This window comes from bacterium, assembly GCA_035419245.1.
Classification (GTDB): Bacteria; Zhuqueibacterota; Zhuqueibacteria; order Residuimicrobiales; family Residuimicrobiaceae; genus JAKPUX01.
This window is the reverse complement of record DAOLSP010000001.1, coordinates 671551-684092: the sequence shown is the minus strand read 5'-3', so window position 1 is coordinate 684092 and position 12542 is coordinate 671551. Positions and strand designations below refer to the sequence as shown.

The window sequence follows — 12542 nt, the reverse complement described above, 5'->3', positions numbered from 1 at the left end:
TTCGGGCGTTTTCTCGTCCGCGTGCCTCTTTCCCGCCCGTCCGCGCATAATCCGCTTGCGAACGGCCCAAAAAAGGTTAGATTATACTGGATGCAAACAGGAAGGGAGAGCCATGGGAAAAATCGATCTGCAGGCCTACAGACATATCGTCTTCTTCACCGGTGCCGGCATGTCCGCCGAGAGCGGAATCGCCACCTTCCGCGGCGCAGGCGGGCGCTGGAAAGAGTACAACTGGCAGGAGGTCGCCTGTCAACGTGCCTTTGACCGCGATCCGGAGAGGGTGTTAGATTTTCATCGGCTGCGCCGCCAGGAGGCGATCCGCTGTGAGCCGCATGCGGGGCACAAGGTGATCGCCGGCCTCGAGACTGCTCGCTCTGGCGTCACCGTGGTGACGCAGAACATCGACGGTATGCATCAGCGCGCCGGCACGAAGAAGATCTTTGAGCTGCACGGCAGCCTCTGGCGCGTCCGCTGCCCGCAGCATGGGGTTTGGGAGGATCGGGATCCCGAGTTTGCCACCCGCCACTGTTCCCAATGCGGCAGCTGGCTTCGGCCCGATATCGTCTGGTTCGAGGATATGCTGGAGGACAAGGTGGTAGCCGGGGCGACCCGGGCGATCCTGGCTTGCGACCTGCTCATCAGCATCGGCACCTCGGCGGTGGTATGGCCGGCGGCCGGTTATCCCGAACTGGCGAAAAGGAATGGTGCCTATTGTGTCGAGATCAATCCGGAGCCCTCGGAGATCAGCGGCCTCTATGATCGCGTCATCCGCGGCAAGGCCGGCGAGGTCCTGCCGGAGCTGTTTTAGCCCGAATCTCGTGAGATCAGGGAGGGGCGGAAGATTCTCCCCCTTGCAGACTCAGATATTTTCGTGCCAGCTGGCAATATACTCCCGCATTTCATCCGCTGCCGGGATACTCTCCTCATGCAGCTCCCATCTCCCCTTCATCCCCACCTCTTCGGCCGTCAACTGAAAGTGGCACAGGGCGATGCCCAGGTCGACGTGTTGAAGATCGGCGATGGTAAAAGAGATCAGCGGTTTTCGGCCGGACTTGTGCCTTGCGTTACGCTGCAGAAAAAAATGACAGCAGCCTCCTTTCAGCAGGACCCGCCAGGGCTGGCCGTTGCTGGCTGAAGGCGCCAGTCGCAGCATGGCCAGAGGGACCTGGTAAGCGCCGGCCTCATCCTCACGCAGGGGCATGCTGAAATCGTCGCGGAAGAAGAGCGTCTCCCACGGCTTTCGGGTATCAGCCTTGATCTGAGTTCGCATCATCCGGCGCAGCGGGGTCTCCTCGGCCGCATAACCGATAGCGGCCACGGCGGGGACGATCTCCGCCGCTTCCGCACGGATGCGGCCGGCAAAGCGGCTTTTGGCAAAACTGCCGCCAAGCCAGCAGCTCCCAAGCCCGAGACCGGTCGCATAGAGCAGGATGGCCTCCAGACCCCAGCCGAAATCCTCAAGGTTCTTTTCGCCTGGCGAGGCGGCGCCGATGATGAATCCGGCCGGCTCCTTGATGAAGCCATAGGTACCCAGGCCCTTCAGCGCGCCCGGATCATCCCCGGCCGCAGCGGCCAGCTCAAAGCGCAGGGGAGTGCCGAAGGGGCCGCTGGTGATCGATGCGCTGAAGGCAGCCAGCCGCGCGGCCGTCTCCGCGGCGATCGCTCTTTTTTTATAGGTGCGGCAGGAACGCCGCTGTTTGATCAACTCTATTACGGGGGTGTCGAATGGAAGCATGGGTTTTCTCAGCTCTTTCGTATCGTGTCTGGTAGTGTTTTTTTTCAATTCTCACCGGCAATAACAGCCTGGCATTCGCTGTGCGGTTGTCTCATCGGTCAAACTTTGACGATCCGCGCCGCCCAGACGCCGAAGAACTCGCCCAGCGTCTTGAGGACGATGACCGCAATCAGCCCCGCCATTGGATTGGGGCTCTTGTCGGCGATGAAGGGGGCGGTCATGACCAGAAAAAAGAGCAGCAGCATCCAACCGCCGCCGCTAAAATAGAGCGTCTGGCCCTTGCCAGAGCGGAAAAGTCCTGCCTGCAGCAGCTCCTCTCCAGTGCGCAGCAAGCGCCCGGAGAGAATCCCCAGCACCGGCCAGAGGGGCAATGCCCGCGCCGAACCAAAAGCGCTGCGGGTGGTCTCGATCAGATCCATGGCCGCTTCATCACGCCCGAAGATCAGGATGGCGAAAAATCCAAAAAAGGTGATGAAAACGAATTCGAAAAAGAGGATCTTTTTCTTCTCTTTCACCTTCACCCAGGGGCGCTTGACCAGATCCATCAAAAAGACGATCGCCCCCTCGATGATGAAGAGCAGGATCAGGATGAAGCTGCTCCAGCCCAGCCGCCATACCCCATAGAGCGGGATCAGATTGGTCAGGAGGACCATGCAGGAGCGATAGATCAGCGCGGGCATGGAGAGCGGTGCTGCAAGGCGTGGCTCCTGATCCGGATGCTTTTCGGGCTTGTTCATAAAGAATCCCTCCTTATAATCCCGTGGCCCGCTCGAGTGCCTCGGGGTAGCGCGCTCCATGCACCGGGATCTGCGCCGCTGCACGGCCGATCTCGCGGAGATCGTCCGGAGTGAGTTCGAGAGCGGCTGCACCCAGGTTTTCCTCCAGGCGGCTCAGCTTTGTCGTTCCCGGGATGGGTACGATCCACGACCGCTGCGCCAGCAGCCACGCCAGAGCGATTTGTGCGGGCGTCGCCCTCAGGCGCGCGCCGAAGCGGACTAGCAGATCGACCAGCGCCTGATTGGCTTTACGATTCTCAGCCGTGAAACGGGGAATGATGGCACGAAAGTCACCGGGATCAATGACCGTCTTTTCATTAATCGTGCCGGTTAGAAAACCACGACCGAGCGGGCTGAACGGCACGAAGCCTATTCCGAGTTCCTCGAGCACGGGCAGGATCTCTTCTTCCGGCTTGCGCCACCAGAGGGAGTACTCACTCTGGAGCGCGGTGACCGGCTGCACGGCATGAGCGCGGCGGATGGTTCGGGCACCCGCCTCCGAGAGCCCGAAATGGCGCACCTTGCCCGCGCGGATCAGATCCTGGACCGCGCCGGCCACTTCCTCGATCGGCACCTCCGGATCGACGCGGTGTTGATACAACAGGTCAATCACCCCGGTCCGCAGCCGCCGCAATGAAGCTTCCACCACCTCGCGGATGTGCTCCGGCCGGCTGTCCACGCCCGTCTGCTTGCCATCCGCTGCGATCCTGAAGCCGAATTTGGTGGCGATCACCACCCGATCGCGTACCGGCGCCAGGGCTTCGCCTACCAACTCCTCATTGGTATAAGGGCCGTACACCTCTGCGGTATCGAAGAGGGTAACCCCGCGATCAACCGCTGCCCAAATCAGAGAAATCATCTCCTTGCGGTCGCGGGGAGGGCCATAGGCATGGCTCATCCCCATGCATCCGAGTCCAAGGGCAGAGACCTCCAGACCGCTGCGGCCAAGTGTGCGTTTTTCCACGGTGCCTCCCTCATTGATTTCAGTCATCCACGAACAAGAAAGTATCATTTGCCGGCCAAATTTAAAAGAAAAATCACGCGCCTGGCGATCTTTTTACCTGCGATTTATCGATTTTTCCCCGAACTTTTCGCCATTCATGTCGTTGCATACATAGAAGCTTAACCGACACGAAAGGGGAGATCACCATGCGGCGATCAGGGGCTCTGTTTTTTTTCATCCTCATTCCGGTGCTCGCGCACGCCGACGGCATGATCATCATCCCGCAGCCGCCGCACCTTCCCTTGCTGCCACATTTTCCGCCAGCCATGACTCCACTCGAGGTGCGCTACCACCATGTGGAGGTCAAAATAACCGACCAGGTTGCCGTCACCGCGGTCGATCAGCTCTTTATTAATCCTTATCCCGTTCAGCTCGAGGGCACCTACCTCTTCCCGGTCCCGCGCGGCGGCCAGCTCGACCGGTTCTCCATGGAGATCGACGGCCGCCCCGTCGAGGCCGAACTCCTCGATGCGGCCAAGGCGCGCGACCTGTACGAGGAGATCGTCCGCAAACAACGCGACCCGGCCCTGCTCGAATACTTCGGACAGGAGCTTTATCGGCTGCGCATCTTCCCCATCTTGCCGCACGGCGAGAAACACATCCGGCTGCGCTATACCCAGCTGCTGGCCAGCCAGGATGGCCTGGTCGAATATCGCTATCCGCTTAACACTGAAAAATTCTCGGCCGCGCCGCTCAAGAGCGTCGCGATCAAGGTGGAGATCGAGTGGGACGCGCCGTTGGGGCCGGTTTACTCCCCCAGCCACGAGGTGGAGATCCGCCGCAGTGACAGCCGCCACGCCGTGATCGGCTATGAAGAAAAATCCGTCAAGCCGGACACCGATTTCCAGCTCTTTTTCGCGCCCGCCGGCGGCGAGCCGGTAAACGGCCGGCTGCTCGCCTTCAACGACGGCCGCGAGCCCGGAAGTTTTCTGCTCATGCTCGCCCCGCGCGCCGACCTCGCTGCCGACCGCATTCTGCCTAAGGACCTGGTCTTCATCCTCGATACCTCCGGCTCAATGGCGGAAAAGGCCAAGCTGGCACAGGCGAAAAAAGCCCTGCACTTATGTCTCGCCCAACTCGATAGCCGCGACCACTTCGAGATTGTCCGCTTCTCCACCGAGGCGGAAGCCCTATTCAACGGATTGCGGCCGGCTACCCTTGCGGCGATCCGTCAGGCCGATGCCTTCGTCGATGGATTCATGCCCATCGGCGGCACCGCCCTCGCCGAAGCCCTCGATCTCGCCCTGCGCCCGGCGCGCGAACGGACCACCTCCGACCGCCCCTATATGGTCGTGCTGATCACCGACGGCAAACCGACTGTCGGCGAGACCGGCGAGGAGGCCATCCTCGACCAGGTTAATAAAGCCTCGGGCGATGCGACCATCCGTATCTTCAGCCTCGGCGTTGGCAGCGACCTCAACACCCATCTCCTCGACCGGCTGACCACAAAAACCCGCGCCGCCAGCGTGTATGTCCAGCCTGATGAGGAGATCGAGGTCAAAATCTCCGCCTTTTACAACAAGATCGCCCAACCCGTGCTCGCCTCACCCCGGCTGGAAACCAGCGGCCCGATTCACATCAGCAAGATGACCCCCAATTTTCTCCCCGATCTCTTCAAGGGTGAACAGCTCCTCATCCTCGGCCGCTACGAGGGCAGCGGCCCAGCCCAGATCACCCTGCACGGGACCGTCAACGGCCGGTCCGAATCATGGACCTATTTAGTCCGATTTCCGGACGATGCGCGGGAGTACGAATTCATCCCGCGCCTCTGGGCTTCACGCCGTATCGGCTACCTCCTCGACCAGATCCGTCTCAATGGCGAGGCGCAGGAGCTCAAGCAGGAGGTCATCGCCTTGGCACGCCGCTATGGCATCGTCACCCCCTATACCGCCTTTCTCATCCTCGAGGATGAAGCGCAGCGCAATGTGCCTCTGAGCCGGCGCACGCTCCAGACCGCCGCTAACCCCGAGTTCCTTGAAATCTCCGAAGGAATGCTCAATCAGGTCTATGCCGGCAAAAGCGGTGATGCGGCAGTCGGCGCCGCCCGCTCCCTCGACGCCTTGAAAAATGCCGAGGATGCCGGCGCGCTGAGCCGGGCCAATTTGCGCTTCCAGCAGGGTCAAACCGGCAGCGCTGCTCCGGCGGCCTTACGGGTGCAGCAGGCTCTGAGCAATCAGCAGATCCGGACCATCGCCAATCGCACCTTTTACCAGAACGGCCATGAATGGGTGGATGCCGAGGCGCAGGGCTACTCTGGCCGTGAGCCCATCCGCGTCCGTTTCAATTCCGACGCCTGGCTCGCCCTGCTCAAGCTGGATCCCAACGCCCCGCAGTGGCTCTCGGCCGGGACCAACCTGCGCGTGGTCCTGGCGGGAAAACTCTATGAAATCCGGGAGTAATCGCCTCACAACATGGAAAGGATAGGGAATATGAAAATAACCCGCGCGCTTTTACTACTGGCACTGATCCTCCTTGCCGTGATTGTCTTTTGCCCGCGCAAGGCGGTCTCGGCCGAAAAACCGCAAGTGCAATTGGCCCTGCTGCTGGATACCAGCAACTCGATGGATGGCCTGATCGACCAGGCCCGGACCCAGCTCTGGAAAATCGTCAACGAGTTCATTTCTGCCAGGGTTGACGGCCAGCGCCCTGAGATCGCAGTCGCGCTCTATCATTACGGCACCCCCTCGCTGGGCGAGCGCACCGGTTACATCCGCCAGCTCTCCCCGCTCACCAACGACCTGGACAAAATCTCTGAGGCCCTCTTCAGCCTTACGACCAACGGCGGCGATGAATACTGCGGAGCGGTCATCGGCCGGGCCGTCGATGAACTGGCTTGGAGCAGCGGCAAGCAGGACTATCGTGCGATCTTCATCGCCGGCAATGAGCCCTTCACCCAGGGGGACGTTGATTTCCGCACCACCTGCAAAAAAGCGATCACCAAGGGAATCCTGGTCAATACCATCTTTTGCGGCAGCCGACAGGAAGGCATTGACACGCAGTGGCAGGCCGGCGCGGATCTGGCCGACGGCAGCTACTTCAACATCGACCAGAATGCGAAGAGCTTCGAACCGCCCACTCCCTTCGATCAGGAACTGGCCGATCTCGGCACCGGGCTGAACCGGACCTACATCGCCTACGGCCGTGAGGGCGCTGTCGGGGCTGCCAATCAGGCGTGCCAGGATATTAATGCCGCGATGGCCTCTCCTGTCGCGGTGGTGCAGCGCGCGATCACCAAATCCCAGGCGATATACAGCAACGCCGGATGGGACCTGGTCGATGCGGTGCAGCAGAAGCAGGTCAGATTGGAGGAATTGGAAAAGGAGGATCTGCCCGAGGAGATGCGCAGCATGACGCCGGCCGAACGCCAGAAATATCTCGATCGGAAATTTGCGGAGCGGAAGGCCATCCAGGAAAAGATCGAGGTGCTGCGGGTTAAGCGTGCAGCCTACATCTCGGAGGAGGAAAAAAAGTCGGCGGCTGGCGGCGAGGTCAATACCCTGGACAAGGCGATGAGCAAGGTGCTGCGAAGCCAGGCACAAAAAGCCAACTTTACCTTTTGACGAAAAAAAAGCCCGGGACTTGCATCCCGGGCTTTTTGGGTTCACCCTACCTCTGCTGGGCAGCCGCAAAGCGCTGCGCCACATCATCCCAGTTGATCACGTTGAAAAAAGCGGTGACATAGTCCGCCCGCCGGTTCTGGTATTTCAGATAGTAGGCGTGCTCCCAGACATCGAGCACCAGCAGCGGCACGAGACCCGCCACGAAGAGGTTCTGGTGCTTTTCAACCTGCAGCACCAGCAGCTTCTTGCCATAGGGATCGTAGCCGAGCACGCCCCAGCCGCTCCCCTCGACCTTGGCCGATGCGGCGGAAAAGTGCGCCTTGAAGGCAGCATAGGAGCCGAAATCGCGCTCGATGGCCCTGGCCAGCTCGCCTTTGGGCTCGCCGCCGGCGTTGGGGGCCATATTCTTCCAGAAGATGGCATGCATCAGATGGCCGGAGCCGTGAAAAGAGCTCTGGGTGGAGTAGTAGGAGACCAGATCGAAATTATTGGTCTCGCGCGCCTGCGCCAGGGCCTTGAGGGCGGCATTCAGTCCGTTGACATAGGCCAAGTGATGCTTGTCGTGATGCAGCCGCATGGTCGCTTCATCAATATGCGGCTCAAGGGCGGCGTAATCGTAGGGCAGCGGTGGAAGGAGATAATTGCCGGCCTCGTCGCGGACCAGATCGGAGCTGGCGGCCGGCTGAGAGAAAGCGGCCTCGCCACTGAGGGCAGCGCCGGCGGCAGCAGCCGTACCGGCCTTGATGAATTCACGTCGTGTCGTCATATGTTCACCTGTTGTATAGTTCGTATAGTTGAAGGATTTGTATCCGTTGTAACAACGAATGTCCACCGGCAATTCCCCGGCACGACAGCAGCGCCTCCCCCTAAAAAAGGCCCGACGCAACCGCTTGCACGAGGCCCGTTTCCTGGCCGTCCCGTAAAGACGGCCGCCAGGGTAGAGATTGAGGAGCGTGGCGAAGACTGTATAGGTTCCCGAGCCTGTCAGGGTGAAGGCATACCGGGTGGTACTATTCATGGCAAGTTGGGAGAAGACAACCTCTATGTTCGCGCTGACAAGGGAAGGGCTTTAAAAAAGTACTAATCCCGAGCACAAGATCCTGGAAAGACAAGCAGGGGGCTTTTCTTCGAATGTTGGCAATGCCATTCCGTTCTTCCCTCTGCCTAAAAATATCCTTGACATCTCCCCGGGACAAGCGCCGGTTGCACTTTCTGCCCGAATTATCGATCCTCGCTTGTCTCCCATGAAACCTGTCTTCAACCACTTGTCGACAAATGAATTATCTCCCCCTAATCCTCTCTGGGTCCAGGCACTCCAGTCCGGCCTCGTCCAGATTGGCTTGACGGTTATTGCCGGCATGACCTGCATTTGGCGCAAGTCCAGGGCCGGCAAAATCAGCTTACATCTTGGCCATATCCAACTATCATGGCCTCCCATGCTGCATCCCGCTATCGGATAGGGCCGATTCCGGCCGATGGTCTATACTGTAACCGCCGGACTTGTCATTTATCTCGTTGTCAGTGAGCCCTACCTTTGGACCGTCACCCTCCTGGCGGCTCTGGCTGTCCTATCGGGAGCACCCTCGTCTTATCGTGCCATCACGGCTGGAGAGCATGGCTGAATCACGATCTGCTGTTTCTGCCCTGGAGAGAGGTTTCCGGATGGAGGCTGCAGAGCCCGATGAAGACCATCCATCCGGCCTGCGGGGAATCTCCGCACCGCATCATTTCCCTCAGTGTCCCGCTATCAAATCAGGAACCGCTTCTTCGCGTCCTGAGAACCGAGGTTCCAGCGATGGAACGATAAACCGACTCGCTTTTTTCAATTCCTTGCCGGAGAATAAAAAAAAGCCCTGAGAACTAAAGCTTTCAGGGCTTTTTCGGGTGGCGCCTCCCAGAATCGAACTGGGGACACACGGATTTTCAGTCCGTTGCTCTACCGGCTGAGCTAAAGCGCCGCCAAACATGCCTATAAAGTATTTATTTTTGTGTAAAAAGTCAAGCGAAAAGACAGAGGATATACCCCCTAAATCTGGCTCCCCTCTGACACCGCGCATCACGTATCCCAATTACTCCATTATCTTTCCAGCATGCTTGCGCCTTGAAAAGGGGGGCGCCGAGTATTGACGCGAGAATCAGGCGATGGCCTCCTTCTTATGCAGCGGCGCCCAGCTTATAAAACGCGAAAAAACCTGGGGGATCAGGATCCGGTCGGTGATCAGATAGGCGATGATCAGGTAGATCGCCCCGATGATGAGATCGATGATATAATGCTGGTTGAGATAAACCGCCGAGAACCAGACGCCAGCCGGATAGAGCGCCAGCAACAGAGGATATCGTCTGAATTTTTTATACATAAAAAGGGCAAAAGCCACAGGATAAGCGCCGTGCAGCGATGGAATCGCAGCAAAATGGTTGGGATTGAATCCGCCCCATAGCGTCTGGAAAAAATTCATGCCGATCATCCGGTCCACATTGATCAAGGCCCCGGCGCCCAGTCCCCAGTGACTGGCTGCCGCTGGCTGGCCGAATCCATAACTGTAAACATACCACGGCGGTGCCGCCGGATAGAGGAAAAATGTCGCCAAAGCTGAAAAATTAAGCAGAGTCATCGTCCAGACGAACCGGTAAAAAGACTTGCGGTCATCAGTGGTATGCCAGAAGAGCCAGCCGACGATGAGCGGCACGCCAAAATGGAGGGTGTAAAACAGCCCGCCGCTGGCATCAAGCAGACTCTTAAGGGCCGTCCCTTGCAAGGTCTGCTGCAAATCCTGCAAATAATAACAAGGAATCACTCCGTGAAAAAACCGGCCAAACAAGGCGAGTTCGGTTTTATACGGCCAGACAACATTGATGGCGCCACGCCAGTTATCCACGATGCCTCGCATCATATCATAGCATATCCAGAAAACGATCCAGGGCGCCCAATCCGTGACAAAATATTTCACGCGACCTCGGCCCAGGGTCAGGGCGAGGAGCGCCAGGGCGATGAAGACATGATCAGGACGGACCCGGATGAGCTGGTTGATCAGGATCAAATAGATCACCACACCCACGAGAACATAGCCCCGCCAGCTTTGCGAACGCAGGTGGGCGAGAAACCCCTGCATACGCTGCGATTCTTTTTCGCTGATCATCCTTGCTTTCTCATTCCATTACTGGGTAGCGGCCGTCCTGCACCATGGTTCAGCAGGTCCCATTTCCGGGAGTCAATATACATATAATTTTATTCAAGAAAAAGAAAATCTCAGACCACCACAGGAAGCGGGTAGATACGAGAGGAAGGGGTGGGTTCGAGCGGGCGCAGCCCGGGTAGGTGCGAGAGGCTGGCGCGGGAGGCGGGTGGCGGCAAGGGCAAGCACCGCGCAGGAAAGGCTCAAAACTGATATTCAAGATTCAGGCTCAACAGCCGCTTGCTGTAAAAGAGCGCTGCCCAGGGCGATTCATTTCGGTACCAGGCAGCACGAAGGATCATCTCGATCCGCGTCATCAGCGGCCGCGACAAATCGATCACCAGAACATTGCTCTCCTCCAGCTCCGCATCCGGCTGCAACGGCCAGAAGGGATAGAGATCATCCCGGTAGCGCTTCTGCTGCAGGGTGAGCAGCCCCCGGAGATACCATCCGTATAGCTGCTGCACCATCGAAACCTCAATGACATCGCGGCTGTAATCGTAGCCGGGGGAATTCGAACGGCTCTCCTCACGGCGGTAGCCGATCTGCCCTAAAAAACCGCACCAGTTGACATCCACCCGGAGGCCCCACATCGCGAGATCGTCCTCCTGATGGGCATCCTGCGAGGGATAGGCCTCGTTACGCGAGACCAGCCGGTAAAGAACCCTTCGGTAGTGCAGCGTCAGCAGGCTGGCCCGCCCGGTCACCGCAATGTGGTTGCTGATAGGACGGTGCAGTTGGCAAAATAGACCGGGAGCGGCATAATCGTAAAATCCGGCAGTGGAATAATCGAGACCCTCGCCGCTGAAGCCGCCCTTGATGGTGAAGCGGGCGGGCAAGCGGAGAGCCAGGTAGAGCTGGGCGCGGCCGAAGGCATAATCCTCGTCCCTCTGGAGAAAAAGCTTGAGACGCCCATAACCCGATCCGCCAAGAGCCAGCGCCGGGGTGAGCGCGCACTCGCCGCCCGCCTCGATCTCCTGGATCAACTTGTTTTCGCGTGCCTTGTCCGGGTAAAACTGGCCTCCGCTGCGATATCCGAACTGGTACCTTCCTGCAACGCGGCTTGCCGCCGCCTTGATTTCGTAGAGCAGGCGTAAATCCTGGCCAGCGTGAGGGTCGTTGAGGGCTTCAAAGACATTGCTGTCGCATTCCCAGCCGACCTGAAGGCGATGGTGCAGCCGCCAGGTTGTGTGCGGAGGAAAGGCATCACCGGCAGCGGCCAGGCTGGCGAAAGCGCAGAACATGTAAAAGAGCGTTCGCTGCATTCAACGCGTTTGCTTTAATTGGGTCCGCAGCCGCTCCGCCTCCGCGTCGAAATGCAGTGCCCGCACAGCGAGACTGTCCGCACGCATCAGCAGCATCCGCCGCTGGCTTTCGAGCTCGTGCAGGAGTACATCCGCGTCTTCGGTGGAGAGGCTGCGCAGGTCAAGGCGTAGCAGTTGTTCTGCCGGTGAGGCTGGCTCCATTACGGTCCCGGGTTCGCCCCGGATGCTGACATTTCCCTTGTTGGTCGCTGTGCTGATCTCGGATTCCGGGCTGCGGTTCGTCCGCTGTGTCATTTCATCGCGCTGTTCGAAGAGGCTGACATCGCTCACGAGGTCGGCCATTTTTTTGCGCAGCGCACCCTCCTGTTTGATCTGACCCGCGCGCCGCGCGAGCGATTGCGCCTGCGCGCGCAGCTGACCCTCGCGGGCCCGCAGCAGGTCGGCTTTGACGGTGATCTCTTCCGGCAGATCGTTGGGATTGATACGGACCGATCCAACCAAGTCCAAGCCGCCCGTTCCGGAAGACAAGACCCCTTGCAGAGCCGTACGGCGGCTGCGGAGATCCTCCACCTTCTGACGCTGCGAGCCCTGCAGTGGGCCGGCCGTTTTTAATAGCGAATCGATCGCTGCGGCATAGCAGCTGTCGAGAGCAGCCGCGCGATGCGCCAGCTCCATTTGCAGGCCGGACTGAAGCCGCAGGTTTTCCTCGCGCCGGCGCGCCAGCTCCTGCGCGCTGCGCAAGGCGCGTTCGAGCCTGCGCCGCGCGAAAAGATTGAGCGGCTCCCCCTCCTTCTGCCGCTGGATTTCCACGGCCAGAGAATCACTGGCTGCCGTGAGCGCTGCATTCTGCTGCTGCAGAACCCGGAGCCGCTGCTGCAGTTCATCATAGCCTTGCGCCAACTTGGATTGCCCCAAACCGGCAGCGCTTCCGTAAATAAGCACCACCAGGAGCAGGGGAAAGATCCGACGGCCCCGACGCGGACATCGGCTTGCTAGGAGAAGGTTATACAGCACCATGCAACTTATCCAG

At 59.3% G+C, this 12542-nt stretch carries 10 protein-coding genes and 1 tRNA gene; 3 read left to right on the top strand and 8 right to left on the bottom strand.

Going from position 1 to position 12542, the window contains the following annotated elements; all coding sequences use genetic code 11:
* The first annotated feature begins 112 nt into the window (after positions 1 to 112).
* Complete coding sequence (locus PLH32_02770) at positions 113 to 808, top strand: NAD-dependent deacylase (protein HQJ63508.1); 696 nt, start codon at positions 113 to 115, stop codon at positions 806 to 808.
* A gap of 51 nt (positions 809 to 859) precedes the next feature.
* Here PLH32_02770 and PLH32_02765 read toward each other — a convergent pair whose 3' ends face one another.
* From PLH32_02765 to PLH32_02755, 3 genes are all read right to left on the bottom strand, one after another.
* Positions 860 to 1735 (bottom strand): nitroreductase family protein, encoded by an 876-nt coding sequence (locus PLH32_02765; protein HQJ63507.1) that lies wholly within the window; start codon positions 1733 to 1735, stop codon positions 860 to 862.
* A 98-nt stretch (positions 1736 to 1833) separates the two neighbouring features.
* Positions 1834 to 2472, bottom strand: a complete 639-nt coding sequence (locus PLH32_02760) for a DUF6498-containing protein (protein ID HQJ63506.1) — start codon at positions 2470 to 2472, stop codon at positions 1834 to 1836.
* Between the two features lie 13 nt (positions 2473 to 2485).
* A complete protein-coding gene (locus PLH32_02755) occupies positions 2486 to 3475 on the bottom strand; it encodes an aldo/keto reductase (GenBank protein ID HQJ63505.1) in 990 nt (329 codons plus the stop codon).
* Between the two features lie 185 nt (positions 3476 to 3660).
* On the opposite strand from PLH32_02755, the gene PLH32_02750 reads away from it, so the two are divergent.
* Positions 3661 to 5913, top strand: coding sequence for a VIT and VWA domain-containing protein (locus tag PLH32_02750; protein ID HQJ63504.1), 2253 nt, complete (start codon positions 3661 to 3663; stop codon positions 5911 to 5913).
* A gap of 30 nt (positions 5914 to 5943) precedes the next feature.
* Entirely contained in the window at positions 5944 to 7074 is a 1131-nt protein-coding gene (locus PLH32_02745) for a VWA domain-containing protein (GenBank protein ID HQJ63503.1), read from the top strand.
* A gap of 46 nt (positions 7075 to 7120) precedes the next feature.
* Here the strand turns inward: PLH32_02745 and PLH32_02740 are convergent, their stop codons facing one another.
* The 5 genes from PLH32_02740 to PLH32_02720 all read right to left on the bottom strand — a co-directional run bounded on the left by PLH32_02740 (position 7121) and on the right by PLH32_02720 (position 12529).
* Positions 7121 to 8092, bottom strand: coding sequence for a superoxide dismutase (locus tag PLH32_02740; GenBank protein ID HQJ63502.1), 972 nt, complete (start codon positions 8090 to 8092; stop codon positions 7121 to 7123).
* 867 nt (positions 8093 to 8959) lie between these two features.
* A tRNA-Phe gene (locus tag PLH32_02735) sits at positions 8960 to 9032 on the bottom strand.
* A 177-nt stretch (positions 9033 to 9209) separates the two neighbouring features.
* Positions 9210 to 10211 carry a phosphatase PAP2 family protein gene (locus PLH32_02730; GenBank protein HQJ63501.1) on the bottom strand — a complete coding sequence of 334 codons (1002 nt, stop codon included), beginning with the start codon at positions 10209 to 10211 and terminating at the stop codon, positions 9210 to 9212.
* Between the two features lie 239 nt (positions 10212 to 10450).
* Complete coding sequence (locus tag PLH32_02725) at positions 10451 to 11512, bottom strand: hypothetical protein (GenBank protein HQJ63500.1); 1062 nt, start codon at positions 11510 to 11512, stop codon at positions 10451 to 10453.
* Positions 11513 to 12529 (bottom strand): hypothetical protein, encoded by a 1017-nt coding sequence (locus tag PLH32_02720; GenBank protein ID HQJ63499.1) that lies wholly within the window; start codon positions 12527 to 12529, stop codon positions 11513 to 11515. It abuts the gene before it with no gap.
* Between the last annotated feature and the right edge of the window lie 13 nt (positions 12530 to 12542).

Excerpts from the sequence above, each read along its gene's own strand:
- PLH32_02750 (HQJ63504.1), top strand. The coding sequence starts at position 3,661 with ATGCGGCGATCAGGGGCTCTGTTTTTTTTCATCCTCATTCCGGTGCTC.
- PLH32_02745 (HQJ63503.1), top strand. The coding sequence starts at position 5,944 with ATGAAAATAACCCGCGCGCTTTTACTACTGGCACTGATCCTCCTTGCC.
- PLH32_02725 (HQJ63500.1), bottom strand. The coding sequence starts at position 11,512 with ATGCAGCGAACGCTCTTTTACATGTTCTGCGCTTTCGCCAGCCTGGCC.
- PLH32_02760 (HQJ63506.1), bottom strand. The coding sequence starts at position 2,472 with ATGAACAAGCCCGAAAAGCATCCGGATCAGGAGCCACGCCTTGCAGCA.
- PLH32_02720 (HQJ63499.1), bottom strand. The coding sequence starts at position 12,529 with ATGGTGCTGTATAACCTTCTCCTAGCAAGCCGATGTCCGCGTCGGGGC.
- PLH32_02730 (HQJ63501.1), bottom strand. The coding sequence starts at position 10,211 with ATGATCAGCGAAAAAGAATCGCAGCGTATGCAGGGGTTTCTCGCCCAC.
- PLH32_02740 (HQJ63502.1), bottom strand. The coding sequence starts at position 8,092 with ATGAATAGTACCACCCGGTATGCCTTCACCCTGACAGGCTCGGGAACC.
- PLH32_02765 (HQJ63507.1), bottom strand. The coding sequence starts at position 1,735 with ATGCTTCCATTCGACACCCCCGTAATAGAGTTGATCAAACAGCGGCGT.
- PLH32_02770 (HQJ63508.1), top strand. The coding sequence starts at position 113 with ATGGGAAAAATCGATCTGCAGGCCTACAGACATATCGTCTTCTTCACC.